This is a genomic window from Streptomyces sp. NPDC047043, assembly GCF_040644055.1.
Taxonomy (GTDB): domain Bacteria; phylum Actinomycetota; class Actinomycetes; order Streptomycetales; family Streptomycetaceae; genus Streptomyces.
This window is the reverse complement of the sequence record NZ_JBEYVO010000008.1, coordinates 182,106-198,430: the sequence shown is the minus strand read 5'-3', so window position 1 is coordinate 198,430 and position 16,325 is coordinate 182,106. Positions and strand designations below refer to the sequence as shown.

Annotated in this window: 18 protein-coding genes and 2 pseudogenes; 11 read left to right on the top strand and 9 right to left on the bottom strand. The window is 69.7% G+C overall.

All coding sequences use genetic code 11. The features are described from left to right. Positions 1-3 precede the first annotated feature (3 nt). Positions 4-519 (top strand): DUF664 domain-containing protein, encoded by a 516-nt coding sequence (locus tag ABZ880_RS14730; protein WP_361261458.1) that lies wholly within the window; start codon positions 4-6, stop codon positions 517-519. Here the strand turns inward: ABZ880_RS14730 and ABZ880_RS14725 are convergent. Both ABZ880_RS14725 and ABZ880_RS14720 read right to left on the bottom strand, forming a co-directional pair. Continuing rightward, positions 501-1,571, bottom strand: coding sequence for an adenosine deaminase (locus ABZ880_RS14725; RefSeq protein WP_361261455.1), 1,071 nt, complete (start codon positions 1,569-1,571; stop codon positions 501-503). The genes ABZ880_RS14730 and ABZ880_RS14725 overlap by 19 nt on opposite strands. A gap of 35 nt (positions 1,572-1,606) precedes the next feature. Then, positions 1,607-1,999, bottom strand: a complete 393-nt coding sequence (locus ABZ880_RS14720; protein ID WP_361261452.1) for a VOC family protein — start codon at positions 1,997-1,999, stop codon at positions 1,607-1,609. Between the two features lie 268 nt (positions 2,000-2,267). Between ABZ880_RS14720 and ABZ880_RS14715 the strand changes: the two genes are divergently transcribed. Together ABZ880_RS14715 and ABZ880_RS14710 are read left to right on the top strand one after the other, a co-directional pair. After that, the gene (locus tag ABZ880_RS14715; protein WP_361261450.1) at positions 2,268-3,380 is read left to right on the top strand and encodes a sodium-dependent transporter; all 1,113 of its coding nucleotides are present in this window, start codon (positions 2,268-2,270) and stop codon (positions 3,378-3,380) included. Positions 3,381-3,443: 63 nt separating this feature from the next. Continuing rightward, complete coding sequence (locus tag ABZ880_RS14710; protein ID WP_361261447.1) at positions 3,444-4,358, top strand: class I SAM-dependent methyltransferase; 915 nt, start codon at positions 3,444-3,446, stop codon at positions 4,356-4,358. A 49-nt stretch (positions 4,359-4,407) separates the two neighbouring features. On the opposite strand, the gene ABZ880_RS14705 is transcribed toward ABZ880_RS14710, so the two are convergent. The 3 genes from ABZ880_RS14705 to ABZ880_RS14695 form a co-directional block, all read right to left on the bottom strand. Continuing rightward, entirely contained in the window at positions 4,408-5,370 is a 963-nt protein-coding gene (locus tag ABZ880_RS14705) for a hypothetical protein (protein WP_361261444.1), read from the bottom strand. A 110-nt stretch (positions 5,371-5,480) separates the two neighbouring features. Then, positions 5,481-6,146 (bottom strand): SDR family NAD(P)-dependent oxidoreductase, encoded by a 666-nt coding sequence (locus tag ABZ880_RS14700; RefSeq protein WP_361261441.1) that lies wholly within the window; start codon positions 6,144-6,146, stop codon positions 5,481-5,483. Positions 6,147-6,288: 142 nt separating this feature from the next. Then, on the bottom strand, positions 6,289-6,726 hold the full coding sequence (locus ABZ880_RS14695) for an Lrp/AsnC family transcriptional regulator (protein WP_361261438.1): 438 nt from the start codon (positions 6,724-6,726) through the stop codon (positions 6,289-6,291). Between the two features lie 80 nt (positions 6,727-6,806). On the opposite strand from ABZ880_RS14695, the gene ABZ880_RS14690 reads away from it, so the two are divergent. The 7 genes and pseudogenes from ABZ880_RS14690 to ABZ880_RS14660 all read left to right on the top strand — a co-directional run. Then, positions 6,807-7,544, top strand: coding sequence for an AzlC family ABC transporter permease (locus ABZ880_RS14690; RefSeq protein ID WP_361261436.1), 738 nt, complete (start codon positions 6,807-6,809; stop codon positions 7,542-7,544). Then, complete coding sequence (locus ABZ880_RS14685; RefSeq protein ID WP_361261433.1) at positions 7,537-7,863, top strand: AzlD domain-containing protein; 327 nt, start codon at positions 7,537-7,539, stop codon at positions 7,861-7,863. The genes ABZ880_RS14690 and ABZ880_RS14685 overlap by 8 nt, the downstream gene beginning before the upstream one ends. A gap of 65 nt (positions 7,864-7,928) precedes the next feature. Beyond that, positions 7,929-8,990, top strand: coding sequence for a low specificity L-threonine aldolase (locus ABZ880_RS14680; RefSeq protein WP_361261431.1), 1,062 nt, complete (start codon positions 7,929-7,931; stop codon positions 8,988-8,990). A 108-nt stretch (positions 8,991-9,098) separates the two neighbouring features. Beyond that, positions 9,099-9,632 (top strand): VOC family protein, encoded by a 534-nt coding sequence (locus ABZ880_RS14675; protein WP_361261428.1) that lies wholly within the window; start codon positions 9,099-9,101, stop codon positions 9,630-9,632. Between the two features lie 95 nt (positions 9,633-9,727). Further along, positions 9,728-9,923, top strand: a pseudogene (locus tag ABZ880_RS14670) (succinate dehydrogenase); the annotation flags it as partial. Between the two features lie 73 nt (positions 9,924-9,996). Next, positions 9,997-10,743 (top strand): SDR family oxidoreductase, encoded by a 747-nt coding sequence (locus ABZ880_RS14665; protein WP_361261425.1) that lies wholly within the window; start codon positions 9,997-9,999, stop codon positions 10,741-10,743. A 221-nt stretch (positions 10,744-10,964) separates the two neighbouring features. After that, a pseudogene (locus ABZ880_RS14660) lies at positions 10,965-11,237 on the top strand (LuxR family transcriptional regulator); the annotation flags it as partial. Between the two features lie 116 nt (positions 11,238-11,353). Here the strand turns inward: ABZ880_RS14660 and ABZ880_RS14655 are convergent. The 4 genes from ABZ880_RS14655 to ABZ880_RS14640 all read right to left on the bottom strand — a co-directional run bounded on the left by ABZ880_RS14655 (position 11,354) and on the right by ABZ880_RS14640 (position 14,437). Further along, a complete protein-coding gene (locus ABZ880_RS14655) occupies positions 11,354-11,698 on the bottom strand; it encodes a hypothetical protein (protein ID WP_361261422.1) in 345 nt (114 codons plus the stop codon). Between the two features lie 138 nt (positions 11,699-11,836). Beyond that, positions 11,837-12,367 (bottom strand): cupin domain-containing protein, encoded by a 531-nt coding sequence (locus ABZ880_RS14650; RefSeq protein WP_361261421.1) that lies wholly within the window; start codon positions 12,365-12,367, stop codon positions 11,837-11,839. A 22-nt stretch (positions 12,368-12,389) separates the two neighbouring features. Beyond that, on the bottom strand, positions 12,390-13,436 hold the full coding sequence (locus ABZ880_RS14645) for an aminoglycoside phosphotransferase family protein (RefSeq protein WP_361261418.1): 1,047 nt from the start codon (positions 13,434-13,436) through the stop codon (positions 12,390-12,392). Beyond that, positions 13,433-14,437 carry a C-terminal binding protein gene (locus ABZ880_RS14640; RefSeq protein ID WP_361261415.1) on the bottom strand — a complete coding sequence of 335 codons (1,005 nt, stop codon included), beginning with the start codon at positions 14,435-14,437 and terminating at the stop codon, positions 13,433-13,435. Before ABZ880_RS14640 ends, ABZ880_RS14645 begins: the two co-directional genes overlap by 4 nt. 677 nt (positions 14,438-15,114) lie before the next feature. Between ABZ880_RS14640 and ABZ880_RS14635 the strand changes: the two genes are divergently transcribed. Further along, positions 15,115-16,299 (top strand): MFS transporter, encoded by a 1,185-nt coding sequence (locus ABZ880_RS14635; protein ID WP_361261412.1) that lies wholly within the window; start codon positions 15,115-15,117, stop codon positions 16,297-16,299. Positions 16,300-16,325: the final 26 nt, after the last annotated feature.

Sequence of the window (16,325 nt, the reverse complement as noted above, 5' to 3'; positions counted from 1 at the left end):
TGCATGCATGCCAAGGACATCCTCATCGACGGGTTCAACCGCATCCAGGAAGAAGTCCACGCAGCCGTCGAGGGCCTCGGTCCCGACGACCTCCACGCCCGCCCCTCCGAAGCCGCCAACTCCATCGCCTGGCTGGTCTGGCACCTCACCCGGGTTCAGGACGACCACGTCGCCGACGCCTTCGGGCTCGACCAGGTGTGGCTCACGCAGGACTGGGAGAAACGCTTCGGCCTGGACCTCCCGCGCCACGACACCGGGTACGGGCACAATTCCGCGAAGGTCGCCAAGGTACGGGTCGACTCCCCCGACCTGCTGACCGGCTACTACGACGCCGTGCACGCCCAGAGCCTCGGCGTCCTGCGCGAGTTGGCCGCCAAGGACCTCGAGCGCATCGTCGACGAACGCTGGGATCCGCCGGTCAGCCTGGGCGTACGGCTGGTCAGCGTCCTGGCCGACGATCTCGAGCACATCGGCCAGGCCGCCTACCTGCGGGGGCTGTTTCAGAGCGCGGCTTCGTAGCCCGGCAGGACGAGGTCCTCGATGAGGGCCTTGCGCTCGTCGAAGGGGATGAACGCGCTCTTGAGGGCGTTCACCGTGACGGTGCGCAGGTCCTCGACCGTCCAGCCCGCCTGCTCCACCAGCAGGGACATCTCACGGGTCATCGTCGTGCCCGACACCAGCCGGTTGTCGGTGTTGAGGGTGACCCGGAAGCCGAGGTCCTTCAGGGCCGTGATCGGGTGCTCGGCGATCGAAGTCGCCGCGCCCGTCTGGAGGTTGGAGGTCGGGCACATCTCCAGCGCGATACGGCGGTCGCGGACCCAGCCCGCGAGCCGGCCGAGCTTGCCGTCGACGATGTCGTCGGTGATGCGCACGCCGTGTCCGATGCGCTGGGCGCCGCACACCTGAAGGGCCTGGTGGATGCTGGGCAGGCCGTGCGCCTCGCCGGCGTGGATGGTGAACGGCACACTCTCGCGGCGCAGGTGCTCGAAGGCGTCCAGGTGGTCGGCGGGCGGGAAGCCGTCCTCGGCGCCGGCGATGTCGAAGCCGACGACTCCGGCGTCCCGGAAGGCGACGGCCAGGTCGGCGGCCTCACGGACACGGTCGAACATCCGCATCCCGCACAGCAGGGTGCCGACGCGCACCGGGGTTCCGGCGGCCGCCGCCTTCGCCATGCCGGCCGCGAGGCCTTCCTGGACGGTCTCGACGACCTCGGCGAGCGTCAGCCCGCCGCTGGTGTTCAGCTCGGGGGCGTAGCGCACCTCGCCGTACACGACACCGTCGGCGGCCAGGTCGAGGACGTACTCCTCGGCGGTGCGCAGGAGGCCCTCGCGGGTCTGCATCACGGCGAGGGTGTGCTCGAAGGTGGCGATGTAGCGCACCAGGTCACCGGAGTTGGCGGCCTCGAAGTACCAGGCGGCGAGCTCGTCCGGGTCGGTGGTGGGCAGGGTGTGGCCGACCGCTTCAGCGAGCTCCACCACGGTGGCGGGGCGCAGACCGCCGTCGAGGTGGTCGTGCAGGACGGCCTTGGGAAGCCGGCGGAGAGAGTCGGTGTCTATGCGCGTAGAGCTCATGTGCGGTCGTTCCTCGGCGGTTCGGGTGGGCGGGATCAGGTGGCGGGCTGGAGCAGGTCCCAGCGGTTGCCGTACAGGTCCTGGAAGACGGCGACCGAGCCGTACGGCTCGTGGCGGGGCTCCTCCAGGAAGGTCACGCCCGCGCCGAGCATGCGGGCGTGGTCGCGGGCGAAGTCGTCGGTGTGCAGGAAGAAGCCGACGCGCCCGCCGGTCTGGTCCCCGACCCGGCCGCGCTGCGCCTCGCCCTTGGCCCGGGCGAGCAGCAGGGCGGAGCCCTGCCCTTCGGTGCCCGGCTCGACGACGACCCAGCGGGAGCCGTCCGGGCGCGGTGCGTCCTCGGCCAGCCGGAATCCGAGGGCCTCGGTGTAGAAGCGGATCGCCTCGTCATAGTCGTCGACGACGAGGGTGACCAGGGCGATACGTCTCATCGGGGCCTCTCGGAGGGGGTGGTTGACCGGAGAGGTTATACGTAAAACCCCGAGGATGCCAGTCGGCTCTCGGATCGCACTGTCAGAGCCGTCGTCTACAGTTCAGTAGACGGTCTACATGGATGTAGTCCGTCGACTGCGAAAGGGGCTTTCAAGATGACGACAGGGCATCGCACCCTCACCCTCCCGACCGTCCCGGTCGACCCTTTCGCGATACCGGCGTCCCGTCTCCGCCCGTGCCCCTGCCCCACGACGGAAGAGCGCCGCCATGTGTCCCCGACCCCCGAAGACGACCGCCGATCACCAGCCACGCCGAGCGCGGCACGCTCGCGCACACGACCTGCTGCGCCGCCGCCTCGGCCCGGCGATCGCCCTGGCCTACGCCGCCGCGGTACTGCTGCCCGGTCCGGGCCTGTGGCTGCGGCGCCCGCACGGGTTCGGCATTCCCGGTCTTGGCGAACTGTCCTTGCGGACACCGCAGTTGCTGCTCGCGCTGGTGCTGTTCAGCGCCGGGCTCCAGGTGCCGTTGCGTGAGCTGCGGCTGCTGCTGCGGCGCCCGGTCGCGCTCGTCGCCGGGCTTGTGCTGCACGTCGGCGCACCACTGCTGATCGTGCCGGGGGTCGCCTTCGCGCTGCGCCAGTCCCCCGATCAGGACGGCGGCAGCGGCATGGTCGCCGCGGTGATCCTGATCGTCGCGATGCCGGTGGCGGCCGGGGCGACGGTGTGGACCGCCAAGGGGGACGGCGACCAGCCGACGGCCCTCGGGCTGGTCCTCGCCTCCACCCTGGTCAGCCCGCTGACGGTGCCGCTCACCCTGGCCGCCCTCTGTCCACTGCTGCACGGCGGTTACGCGAGCCGGGTGGCCGAGGCGGAGCACAGTGCCGGGTACGCGTTCGCGCTCACATCGGTGGTGCTGCCCTGCGGTGCGGGCATGCTGTGTCGGCTGCTTCTGCCCCGGCATGCATCGGCAGGGCTCCTGGAGACCGCCGTCGCCACGGCACTCCCGGCTTCGCTGCTTCTGACGTACGTCAACGCCAGCGGGGCCCTCGGCCCCTTCCTCCGGCATCCGCGTCCGCTGCTGCTGGCTGCCGCGCTCGCCGTCGCCGCAACCGTGTGCGGGCTGTCCTTCACCCTCGGCCGCGTCGCCGCGCATGCCCTGCGGCTGGACGCGAGAGCGGGCGCGTCCGTGACGCTGGCCTGCGGGATGAACAACAGCAGTGCCAGTGCCGTGCTGATCACGACGGCGCTGCCCGACCGGCCGCAGATCCTGCTGCCGGTGCTGGCCTACGGACTGCTGCAGAAGGTGGCGGCCGGGCGGGTCGTGCGGGGGTTCGGCCCGTGGGAGGGAGAGGCGGAGGCGGACAGATCCCGGCCTCGGTGAGCTGTTCACTGGACGTTCAAGAGGAAGACAGTTTCTTCGATGCCCAGTGAGCAGACTGGCCTCATGGCGACCGCACAGGCAATCGACAACAAGAACCCCGGCGAGCTCAAAGACGTTCCCGGCTGGTTTCCGCCGTTGGACCAGGTCCTGTTCACCTGGTTCCTGGAGCGGCAGGAGACCGGCGGGGTCGGGGGTGACCTGCTGGAACTCGGCGCGTACATGGGCAAGAGCGCGATCCTGCTCGGTCAACACCGGCAGGAGGGCGAGGAGTTCACGGTCTGCGACCTGTTCGGCGGCGAGGCGCCGGACGGGGCCAACCGGGCCGAGACCGCGAAGTCGTACTCCTCGCTCACCCGGCAGGCCTTCGAGCGGAACTACCTCTCCTTCCACGACACCCTGCCCCGGGTGATCGAGGCCCCGACGTCCGTGATCTCCAAGGAGGTGGGCCCGGGCAGCTGCCGCTTCGTCCACATCGACGCGTCGCATCTGTACGAGCACGTCCACGACGACATCGGTGCGGCCCACGACATCCTGCAGCCCGACGGCATAGTCGTCCTCGACGACTTCCGTTCCGAGCACACTCCCGGCGTCTCGGTCGCCACCTGGGAGGCCGTGCTCAACCGCGGGCTGCGGCCGATATGTCTCAGCACCCAGAAGCTGTACGGCACTTGGGGCGATCCGGAGCCCGTCCAGGAGGAGCTGCTGGCGATGCTCAGGAGCCGTACGGACTGCGGCCTGAGCGTCCAGCAGGCCGCAGGACACCGACTGGTCCGCGCCCGCGCCAAGGGCATGCAGCCGCCGCCCTTCCCGCACTCCCGGTACTACTCGGCGCCGGAACCGCAGCCCCGGACATCCCCGGCACCGGCTGCCGTCCCCTCAGTCCGCCGCCCCCGTCCCCGCTCCCGCCGCATCGCCGTGGACCTGCTGCCCCCGATCGTCACCCGCGCGATCCGCCGGACGCGCGCGAAGCGGGCGTAGGGCCTGCCGGGGCCGGGCCTCACATTCCGTACCGGTCGTGAGGCGCCCCTCACGACCGGTCGTCGAGGATGTCCTGAGCTCTCCGCACCGCGTCGTCATTCCAACTGCGCTGTTTTTCCAGCTTGGTTCGGTTCTTGTTGATGAGCTGGTTCTGGATGCGTACGTCGATCGCGTGCACGGTGCGGACGTAGCCGGTCTGCTGCTTGCAGCGGGCGTCGGCGGTCGCGGTCTTCTTCTCCACGGCGGTGGGCTCGTTCGGGTCGTGCCGTGACCCGTTCAATCGATCCTGAAGCTCCTGGTTACGGCGGTCGTCGCCGTTCTGGGCGTCTTGCGGGGTGGCGTAGTGGAAGCCCGCTTTCCGCATACAGGCGGCCCACGCCTTGTCGGCCTTCTTCCAGACGGGATCCTTCTTGCCCTGCTCGATGCTCTTGCTCTCCAACTCCAGGACCGGGTTCCTTCGGTCCTGGGGGTTGGTCCCGTAGATCGCGCGGTCGGCCTCGCCGAGGCAGCCGCGTTCCGGGATGCGGTGGCCGTGCACGGTCTTGTGGTCGTTGCCGACGAACTCGCCGGTGAGCGCGAGGTATTGGGACAGGGTCCACTTCTTCTTCGGGTAACGGCGCTCGAACCGGATCCGCGCGGCCTGATAGCCGTAGCGCGCGGCCTGCTCGGGATCCTGGACGCCGTAACGGAACTCGTCGTCGGCGTACATGACCATCATCACCACACCCGTCCCGGCGGGACGTTCGGGCCAGGCGGGTGCGGGGTCGACGTCGAGGCTCTTGAGGGTGTCGAACCCGAGACGGACCATGCACTCCTTGGCGAGCGTCCACCGGGCCCTCGAGACCGTACGGCCGTCGTCGTGCTTGTCGTACGCGGCCAGCGGCAGGAAGCGGGGGTCGTCGGACGAGGTGGGCCGCCCGTCGGAGGCGGGCGGGTCGGTCTGCCCGCCGCACGCTGCGAGGGCCAGTGCCGAGGCGAGGACCGGTAAGAGGGGGGTGGCTGCTCTGCGCATCGGGCCAGCTCACCAGGGCCCGGCGCCGCCGACTGTGGTGGAGGCCATAGTTCCGGGTCACAGCCGCATCACAGGTACCGGCTCCCTCGTACCGGCCTCCTGATCTGCCGTCAGGAATCGAGGTCGTCGGCGAAGTGCCGGAAGCCGTGCCGGTCGCGGTGCATCTCCCACAGGGTGCCGGCGAGGACGGCCGGGTCCTTCCTGTGGTGGCCCGGGATGATCGCGCCGGGGATGACCAACTGCCCGACGTGGATGCTCTCGTCGGCCAGCGTGTCGTGCAGCAGATGGCCGTACGCGCTCTCCGCGGCGAAGGCGATGGAGGTGCCGGCGCGATCGGGGTGCGGCACGACCGCGGTGCCGCCGTTGACGAAGAGGATGGTGCCGCGGCCGAGGGCACGCATGCCGGGCAGCACCTGCTGGACAGCCGCGACCGGGCCGTAGACGGAGAACTCGATCGGTCCGGCGAGGTCGGCGTGGGTGGTCTCCAGCACAGGAAGCATGAACTCCCGCTGCGGGACCGGGCTGTACTGCAGGACCTCGATCGGTCCGAGTTCCGTGTGCGCCGCGTCGAGGGCGGCCGCGAGGGACTTCGGATCGCGTACGTCGGCCGCGAAGCCGCGTGCCGTGATGCCCGCGTCGGCGAGGTCGGCGGCGAGCGCGTTCGTCCGCTGGTGGTTGCGGGAGACGAGCGCCACGTCGAAGCCCTCACGGCCGAAGCGGCGGGCGACTGCGGCGCCGAGGCCCGGTCCGGCTCCGATGACGGCGATGGTGGTCATGGCTTTTCCTTTGTCCGGACGGTCACTTCGGTGGGGCGGGCTCGAGCGTCGGCGCGGTCGCCGTGACGACGACCGGCAGCACGATGGAGATCGTGAGGCCGATCCGCATTCCGTGCGACAACCCCACCGATGCGGTGATTGTTCATCGCGGCTTGACCGTTTTCATCGTGAAGTGCGACGTGACGTTCTTGACGCGCGGGATGGTCATGACCCGCGTACTGAGGAAGGTCTCGTAGGCGCCCAGGTCGGCGACGGCCACACGCACGAAGTAGTCGGGGCTGCCGAACAACCGGCGCAGCTCGAGGACCTCTTCGGCCTGCGCCAGGGTCTCCTCGAAACGCTCGACGGTCTCCGCATCCTGGGCGTCGAGCGTGAGGTCGATCAGGACCTCGAACGAGCGCCCCACGGCGGCCGGGTCGACGACGGCCCGGTAGCCGCGGATCACTCCGTCGGCCTCCAGCCGCTGCACCCGCCGTAGGCACGGCCCGGTGGTGAGTCCGACCCGGTTCGCCAGCTCGACGTTGGTGAGCCGGCCGTCCCGTTCCAGCTCGGCAATGATTGCCCTGTCAATGGCATCCACAGCAATAAGATTGCATGTAAAGCTGCCCGATGTGCAATTTTCGCAACCACATGTCGCGGGTTTCACGGGACCATGATCGGGTGCAACAAGACGCTCCCGCTCTCCTGACCAGGCCTGACACCCGACGCGACCGCATCGCCGCCGGTGTGCGCGACTCGTTCTCCGCCGGACTCGGCATCTTTCCCCTCGGCACAGCGCTCGGGCTCCTTGTCGTCCAGGCCGGCCTGCCGTGGTGGCTGGCCCCCGCCCTCTCACTGTCCGCCTTCGCCGGCTCCCTCGAGCTGCTGCTGGTCGGCATGACGGCCACCGTCACGCCCCTGGCCACGGTCGCCCTGACCGTGTTCGTGGTGAACTTCCGGCACGTCTTCTACGCCTTCTCGTTTCCCCTCCACCTGGTCAGGAACCCGTTCGCCAGGGCGTACGCCGTCTACGCGATGATCGACGAGGCGTACGCGGTCAACGCCTCGCTGCCCGAACACGAGCGCTCGGCGCCCCGGCTGCTCGCGATGCAGATCGCCTGCGAGACCTACTGGGTCGGCGGCGGCCTGCTCGGCGTGGCCCTGGGTGCGGCCCTGCCCGCCCCGGTCGAGGGTCTGGAGTTCGCCCTGTGCGCGCTGTTCACCGTGCTCACCCTGGACGCGTTCCGCTCCCGCGCCGAGCTGCCGTCGGTACTCCTCGCCGGGGTGAGCGTGGCCGTCGCCCTCCTCCTCTCCCCCGGCGTCGGGATGTTCACCGCGCTGCTGCTGTTCGTCGCCCTGCTGCCGGCCCGCCACGCGCTCACCGCCCGCCGGCCCGCCGAGGAGGCCGCCGGTGCCTAGCACCTCGTACCTCATAGCCGTCCTGGCGATCGTCTTCACGATCACCCTCGCCCTGCGTGCCGTGCCGTTCGCCGTGCTCGGCAGGCTGCGCGACTCGGCGATCGTGCGGCGGCTGGCACTGTGGACGCCGGTCGGCATCCTCGCGATCCTCGCCGTCACCGCCCTGCACGGCACGGTCGAGGCCGACCCGTACGCGATGCCGTACGCACTGCTCGCGGTGGCCGTCACCGCCGGTGTCCACCTCGCCTTCGGCCGGCGCACGATCCTGAGCGTGGGCGTCGGCACCGCCGTCTATGTGGTGCTCGTCAACTCCCTGTAGGGAGCATGCCGACACGTACATTGAGGCACGTCGCCGTCGCGCACCGGACCCGAGGGAAGACGCTAATGGACATCACCGCCGGCTCCATCCCCTCCAGCCACGCCTTCATGAGCGACAACATGGCCGGGGCGTCACCGGAGATCGTCCAAGCAGTCGTCGACGCGGCCGCCGGCCAGGCCCTGCCGTACGGGGACGATCCGTTCACCGAAAGGATCCGACGCAGGCTGAGCGATGTCTTCGAGCGGGACACCACCGTCTTCCTGGTCTCCACCGGAACCGCTGCCAACGCCCTGAGCCTCGCCGCGCTCACCCGGCCCTGGGGCGGTGTGCTGGCCCATCCGCACAGCCACATCAACAACAGCGAGTGCGGTGCTCCCGAGTTCTTCACCGACGGCGCCAAAATCGTCCCGGTGCCCGGAGACGACTGCAAGATCGACCCCGAGGCCCTGGAGCGGGCGGCGCGCCACCGGGCGGGCGACGTGAGCAGCGTGCAGCCGTCCGTGCTGAGCATCAGCCAGGCCACCGAGAGCGGCAGTGTCTACGACCTCGACGAGATCCGCCGCCTGACCGCCGTGGCCAGGGATGCCGGCCTGCGCGTCCACATGGACGGCGCCCGCTTTGCCAACGCCCTGGTCCACCTCGGTGCCACGCCGGCCGAGATGACGTGGAAGGCCGGCATCGACGTGCTGTCCTTCGGCGCCACCAAGAACGGCGGGATGACCGCCGAAGCGATCGTCGCCTTCGATCCCGAACCGGCCGCCGAACTCACCTTCCGCACCAAGCGCGCCGGGCAACTCGCCTCCAAGATGCGCTTCCACGCGGCCCAGTTCGACGCCTACCTCACCGACGGCCTGTGGCTGCGCAACGCCCGCCACGCCAACACGATGGCCACACGGCTCGGCGACGGTCTCAAGGCCGTACCCGGCACCGGCCTGTTGGCCACTCCGCAAGCGAACATCCTCTTCTGCCGCCTGCCCCAACCGGCCGTCGAAGGGCTCCTCGCGGAGGGCTACAGCTTCTACCGGGGCCGCTGGGGCGAGGGAGTCGTACGACTCGTGACCGCCTTCTCCCACACCCCCGACGACATCGACCGGTTCCTCGACGCGATCCGCCGGCACACCGACTGACCGCCGTCCGGGTCGAGCACCGCCCTGTCCGCCCTCCACTAGGACAGGAACAGACCTACTTCGCAGCTATCTTCGCCGAGCGACAACGACATCGGCGAAAGGACTCCCATGTCCGAGCAGACCAACGCTGCACCAGCGGGCTACACCACCGTGGCGCCCTGGGTCGTCACCGACGACACGGGAGCCTTCTTCGACTTCGTCACCCAGGCGTTCGGCGGTGAGGAGCTGGCGCGGGTGCCGACCGAGGACGGCTCGATCGGCCACGGCGAGATCCGCGTCGGTGACACCGTCGTGCTGGCCTTCGACCGACGCGCGGACTGGCCCGCCATGCCGAGCCTGCTGCGCGTGTTCGTCGCCGACGCGGACCAGGCGTTCAGCCAGGCCGTGCGAGCCGGCGGCCAGGTCGTCACCGCTCTGGCCGACAGCGCCTTCGGACAGCGCGGAGGGCGTGTCAAGGATCCCTTCGGCAACATCTGGTGGGTGGTCAGCCATGTGGAGGACGTACCTGAGGACGAGATGTGGAAGCGCCTGCAGGACCCGGTCCACGCGGAGTCCATGCGCGTGGCTCAGGAAACACTGGACGCCGAGCTCAGTGGCCGACGGCACGGGCGCAGCAGCGCACCCGTGAAGCGGACCGACTGACCGCCTTCGCTCAAGGCAGGTACGTCGCGAACCAGTCGAGCATCGGGCCCGGGCGGCGCTGGAATGCCAGGTAACCGCCGAACCGCGCGGTGGTGTCGCCGGAATCGGCGCTGGAGCGCCGGGAGCCGCGTGGCTGCCACAGCAGCGACTTTCCCGGCCTGGATTCCGCCCTGCAGGTCGATCGTGTGGTCGCCGACGACCGGTGTCACTCGCGAGAGCACTCCGGTCATCCCCGACGAGATTTCCTCTCTGATGCAGGAGGTCTCGACCGATGGGAAGCTCGCCGCATAGGGGTGTCACAAACGGAGCTAGTGCCCGGTCTCTCCTGGTACAGGCATCAGGGAAACCCGAAAGGAATTCCGTCATGAAGGTCGTAGTGATCGGTGGAACCGGGCTCATCGGCTCGAAGGTGGTCGCCCGGCTCGGCGAGCACGGCCACGAGGCGGTCGCCGCCTCGCCCAACACCGGCGTCAACACGCTCACCGGCGAGGGGCTGGCCGACGTCCTCAAGGACGCGCAGGTCGTGGTCGACGTCTCCAACTCCCCCTCGTTCGCGGACGAGGACGTCATGGAGTTCTTCCGCACCTCCACCACCAACCTGCTCAAGGCGGAGACCGAGGCCGGCGTGGCCCATCACGTGGCGCTGTCCGTGGTCGGCACCGACCGCCTGCTGGGCAGCGGGTACTTCCGGGCCAAGCAGGTCCAGGAAAACCTGATCAGGGCGGCCGGCCTGCCCTACACCATCGTCCACGCCACGCAGTTCTTCGAGTTCGCGAAGGGACTCGCCGACGGGGTCACCCAGGGCGACACCGTGCGCCTGCCCGACGCCAGGATCCAGCCCATCGTCTCCGACGACGTGGCCGCCGCCGTCGCCCGCACCGCGGTCGGGGCACCGGTGGGCGGCGTGACCGAGGTCGCCGGGCCCCAGGCGTTCCAGCTCGAGGAGTTCATCCGCATGGGCCTCTCCGCCCACAACGACCCCCGCAAGATCGTCACGGACCCGCAGGCGACGTACTGGGGTGCCCCGCTGGAGGAGAACACACTCCTGCCGGGGCCGGACGCGCACATCGCGGAGACCAGGTTCGCCGACTGGCTGGCCCAGCAGAAGTAGTTCCTGCAAGCAGTGGTGGCCCCCGCCGACAGTCGGGAGCCAAGGACTGGCGCGGGATTCCCGGAGTCTCCAGGCGGACTGGACGACGTTGATCACCAAGCGGACGGTTGTGGTCCTGAGCAGCGCCGACGGGTTGAGGACGATCGTCCGGTCCGTTCCCTGGCACCGAAGCCATGCCCCTTGGATGACGCCTTCGGCCCAGATCGAGCAAGGCCGGCCTCCTCCGCCGGGTCCAGTCGCTCCCGGTCGAGACGCAACGACTGCTGTTCACCGCCTCCGCCGAACCGGTCGGGGACGTGGCGTTGTTGAGGCGTGCCGCCGAGCGGCTCGGGATCACGGTGGACACCGCCGCGGTGCACGCCGAGGCGTCAGGATTGATCACCTTCGGAACCTGGGTGCCTTTCAGGCACCCGCTGGTGCGCTCGGCGGCCTACCGCGCAGCGGGTCCGAACGGCCGTCGCGAGGTACACCGAGCGCTGGCCGACGTGACCGATGCCCGGCATCGAGCTCATCGAGGCATCCGTACGCCTCGGGAGACCGGCGCACGCGGCCGACGCGGTCCAGAAGGCCGCATCCGACCGCAACAGCGTCGTTACGACCGGGCAGCGGTTCAGTGCGACGATCCCAGGATCACGGCTATGCACACCCAGACCATCGCCGTGGTGATCAGCGCCATGGCGATCAGTGTTCCTCGCAGCCAGCGTCCGAAGCGGGCGTGATGCCGCTGTTCCAGCACGCTGATGCTGTCGGCGATGTGCTCGGTCACCATACGGGCGACGTATGTCTGCTCCTCGAGGTACCACCGCTCGATGTCCATCTTCTGCTCCCGGGTCAGCCCCGGTGCCCGTGCGGTGAACTCCGCAACGCGCTGGTGCGCTGCTTGCAGATGAGCCTCCCGGTACAGGAACGACTCGATGTCGGTCAGGCCGCGCGCGGCCTCTTCACCTGCATCCATGGCACGCTCCAGAGGGAAAGGGTGGCCTTCGCCGACCTTCACATCACTTGGACCGTTCGGCTCGCACAGATGTGACATACCCCGTGGACAGCCTCCGGCCACCCGTCAAGGGCGAGCGCCCCGCCGACTGCTGCCCGCTCAGCCGTCACGCTCCGCACCCACCAGCACGAAGGCCATCGTGACCGGGCGGTCGCTGCGGTTGCGCCAGCCGTGGCGGGTGCCGTTCTGGATCACGATGTCTCCCGTCGAGAGCCGGGTGCACCGGCCGTCGTCGAGTTCGAGGTCGATCTCGCCCTGCAGCACGATGCCGTAGTCCACGGTCGGCGTTGTGTGCATGCCGTCGGGCTCCATGAGGTCCGCGATGCCGGGCGAGTCGGCTCGCTGCTCCCGGTCGAAGGCGACGGGATCGAACGCCGGGTCGGCCATCGCGGTGTCCGGCGGGAAGGTCAGCACGATGAACCGTGTCCCGCCGGGTGCCGGGAGGAGGCTGGTGACCTTCGATGTGGGGTCCTCCCCGGTCCGGCCGACCGCTTCGCCGGGCTCGGTGGCCCATGGCAGGCGGGACACCCAGCCCGGCAGGCTGCTGAACTCCCGGCTGCGCGGGACGGGTCCGTCGCTCACGACGACGGACCTGCCGTTCTCATCATGGCCGGTGACGACTCTGCGCATCGTCTCTCCTCGCTCGGACGATTCAGTCGTGCAGGCCGGATTCGGTCGGAGCCTCGAGGGCCCTCGCCCAGGCGTCCAGGACATCCGCCACCGACGCGCCCGGCGCCCGAAGCAGCGCCGACGCCGCCGTACGTACGAACAGCCGGTGGCGGTCGTCCGTGAGGTACTCCACCGGGGACTTGCCGTCGACGCGCGCGAGCAGCAGTGCCGGCAGCAGGGAGGCGGCCCGGGCCTCGACGGCCGGTCGTGGCTCCCAGTCGACGCAGCGGACGTACTCCTCGGCCAACACGCGGGCGGATTGCAGCAGTTCGGTACGGCGACCGGGTACCACCAGGCTCTTGAGGAGCAGATGGTTGATGCAGAAGGCCAGGTCGAAGGCCGGGTCTCCGTACCAGGCGCATTCGGCGTCCAGCAGTACCGGTCCCGACGGGCCGACGAGGATGTTCTTGGGGCTGACGTCGCCGTGCACCAGCGCGAGGTGTGCCGTGACCGTGCGGTCGGCGAGGCTCTGGAGGATGCCGCCCAGGCCGGGGTGCGCCGCCGCGGTGGCCAGTAGGTACGGCTCGATGCGCAGTGCGTGGAAGTTGTCGTCGGTGGCGAACTCCGCGGCGAGGGCGGCGTCGCCCGCACTGGCCGCGTGCAGGGTCCCGAGGAGCTCTCCCACGGCCGCTGCTGTCGCCAACTGCACCGCGCCGTGCAGCAGTTGAGTCTTCCACACCGGGTACTGCCCGGGCGGCAGGTATGCCATCGCGAAGAGGCCGGCTTCGGCGTCGTGGGCCAGCAGTTCGGGCACGCTGTCCGGGCGGTGCCGGGACGCGAACCGCATCCAGGCCCATTCGTAGGCGTTGCGTGACACCGGCGCCTCCCAGTCGGCCGCGACCCGCAACCGGGCCAGGGCGCGCTTGACGCACAGGGAGCGTCCTGGCAGGTCCACCCGCCACAGGTCGGACGAGACACCGCCGGCCAGCGGCGTCCAGAGCACGGCTTCGCCGGGGGCGGCGAGCTGTCGGGTGATCAGGAAGTCGGCCAGTGCGGGGTCCGGGCTCGAAGGCACGGCAGTCTGGCTCACCGCCGGTCACCCGACCCGACGGCCGGACCGCGTGGGCTGTTGCAGGCGTGGGCCGGAGCCTCGCCGGCCAGGATCCGTACGACCTCCTCGGCCGCGCGGCGGCGCAACTCCGTGACGGAGGCGTCGGAGGAGAAGGCGACGTGCGGGGTGAGCAGTGCGCCCGGCTGCTCCAACAGGCCGGAGGGGACGTGGGGTTCGGTCTCCAGTACGTCGAAGGCGGCGCCGTCCAGGTGTCCGCCGTCGAGGGCTTTGACGACCGCGTCGGTGTCCACCAGGCCTCCCCTGCTGACGTTGACCAGCAGGCCGCCCGGCTTCATCAGCGCCAGTTGCCCGGCGCCGATGAGGTGGTGGGTGGCGGGCGTGAGCGGCACGTGGAGGATCACGACGTCGCTGCGGCTCAGCAGTTCCTCCAGGTCCACCATCTCCACGCCGGGGGCGTCCCTCGGCGGGTGCGGGTCGTGGGCCAGGATCCGGCAGCCGAAGGCACCGAGCTTGCCCGCGGTGGCACGTCCGATGCGCCCGAAGCCGACGACGCCGCAGGTCAGCGTCGACAGCCGGCGCAGCCGGGCGCTCGCGGGGTCCCATCGGCCGGCCCGGACCTCGCGGTCGAGGACCGCCAGGCCGCGGGTCCACGCCAGCACCATGCCGACGGCGTGGTCAGAGACCTCCTCGACGCAGTAGTCCGGGACGTTGGTGACCCACACGCCGCGCTCGGTGGCGGTGTCCACGGCGATGTTGTCGAGTCCGACGCCGAGTCTGGCGACGATCCGCAGGCCCGGCGAGGTGCCGATCGCGGTGGCGGAGACGGGCGCCCAGCAGGTGAGGATTCCGGCGGGCCGGTGTTCGGCGACCAGCTGCTCGATGGTCTCGGGCGATGCGGGCTCCGCGGGGCCGGTCACCAGGGTGTGCCCGGCCTCCTCGATGACCGATCGCTCGACGGAGTCGTCGGGCCAGGCATGGTCGGTGAGCAACACGGTGCCCGGGCGGCTCGGTGGTTTCATGGCAGGTCGTCCTCGCAGTCTCAGCAGCCTCATCGTCCCCCGGAACGGCGGCCGTCGGCTTGTCCGATGGGCCGTCGGTCGCCGCGGGTGGGGTGGAAGGTCGCTGGGTTCGGTTCAGGTGACGCCGGGGCATGTCGAATCACTCTGTCACAGCCACGTGATGCTAACGATAGCACTGAGGGTCTTCAACCCGTCAAGAGTGCGCCTGCCCGGCAGCGTCGCCGACGCCCCCGCCGTAGGCGACACCCGGACGCGACCGGGACTGCCGCCCGTCCGGCAGAGAAATCCGCTCCGCACATCTTGACGCGCCAGGCACTTCCCCTCATGGTTTCTGTCCAGTCCCGACCGTGCGGCCCATAAATGTCCGCACAAGGTCCGACTGTCGAAGACTCCACAGCCACGGACGTCCCCGACGGGCGATGCACGGCTGAATTCCGTATGCGGTGTCCGACCGCACGGCAGCCGTCCGCCCGCATTTCCGTCAGCCGGCGACAGATTCGCCGTAGCCGACCCGAGTCCGTATTCACCTCACCGCTCGGCGAGCGATTCGCCGTGGCCTGCCATGGCCCAACTCCTCATCAGGAGCCGTAATGAATCACGCAGCACAAGTCGACACCACAGCCGCGCCCACCACGGGCACGCAACAAACAATCAGCCGTGCTCCCATCTCCCGGGTGATGATCGGGACGGGATTCCTGTTGGTGGTCCTCTCCTACATGGTCAACGCGATGGACCGTCAGGTCTTTCCGCCGCTGCTGCCCAACATCCGTCAGGAGTACGGGTTCTCACTGGAGCAGGGCGGACTGCTGGCGACGAACTTCACCCTCGGCATGGCCCTGGCCGGCCTGCCCGCGGGCTATCTGCTGGACCGCTTCCGACGCAAGACGGTGCTGGTGACAAGCATCGTGGTGTACTCCCTCGGCACCCTGGCCACCCCCCTGGCGACGGGTTTCGCCGACATGACCCTGTACCGGGTCGTCTCGGGTTTCGGTGAGGGAATGCAGTCCGCCGCCATCTTCGCGGCGCTCGGCGCTTTCTTCGTCCAGCGGCGCGGGTTCGCCTTCGGCGTCATCGGCCTGGGCTACTCCGTCGGCGTGTTCATCGCCCCGCTCATCGGCGTCCGGCTCATGAGCCTGCACGGCACCTGGCACTCGCCCTTCTATCTCTTCGGCACGGCAGGGCTGTTGATCGCCGCGGCCTCGCTGTTCCTGGTGAAGACCGGCCTGACCGAGCGCGCCGTCGAGAAGGCCGTCCCGACCAGGACGTACGACTACATGCCGGCCTCCGCCTACAACCGCAACTCCCTCTCCCTGGCCGTCCATTCGGTCGTCAGCGGTGTGGCCATCTACGGATTCCTCGGCCTCTACCCGACCTTCCTCATCACCTCGCTGCACTACTCCGCCGAGCAGGCCGCACTCGCGATGAGCCTCCTCGGCTTCGGCGGCATGCTGGGCGTTGTGGGCGGCTGGCTCGGCGACCGTGTGAACCAGCGCAGCCTGCTGGTCCTGAGCCTGCTGGCCGTTTCCGCCATCGGGGTGGGCATCTACGAGACGCATGCCGGAGTCGGCCTGCAGTACGTACTCGCCTTCCTCATGGGTGCGTTCGGGCTGGGCTTCATCTATCCGAACACCAACAGCGCGATGCAGCGGGCGGTTCGCCCCGAACAGATCGGACGCGCCTCCGGCCTCTTCGTCACCAGCTACTACGGGACGGCCGCGTTCTCGGGCCTGCTCTTCGCGGCCCTCGTGGACTCCTTCGGCTGGAGCCGGGCCGGCCTCATCCAGGTGACGTTCCTGCCGATGGTGGGGGTCGCCGCCCTGGCCTTCGTACGGCCGTCGCAGTTCAACAACGCGGAGAGCTAGCAGGCCCGTTCACCCGTACCCGGGGG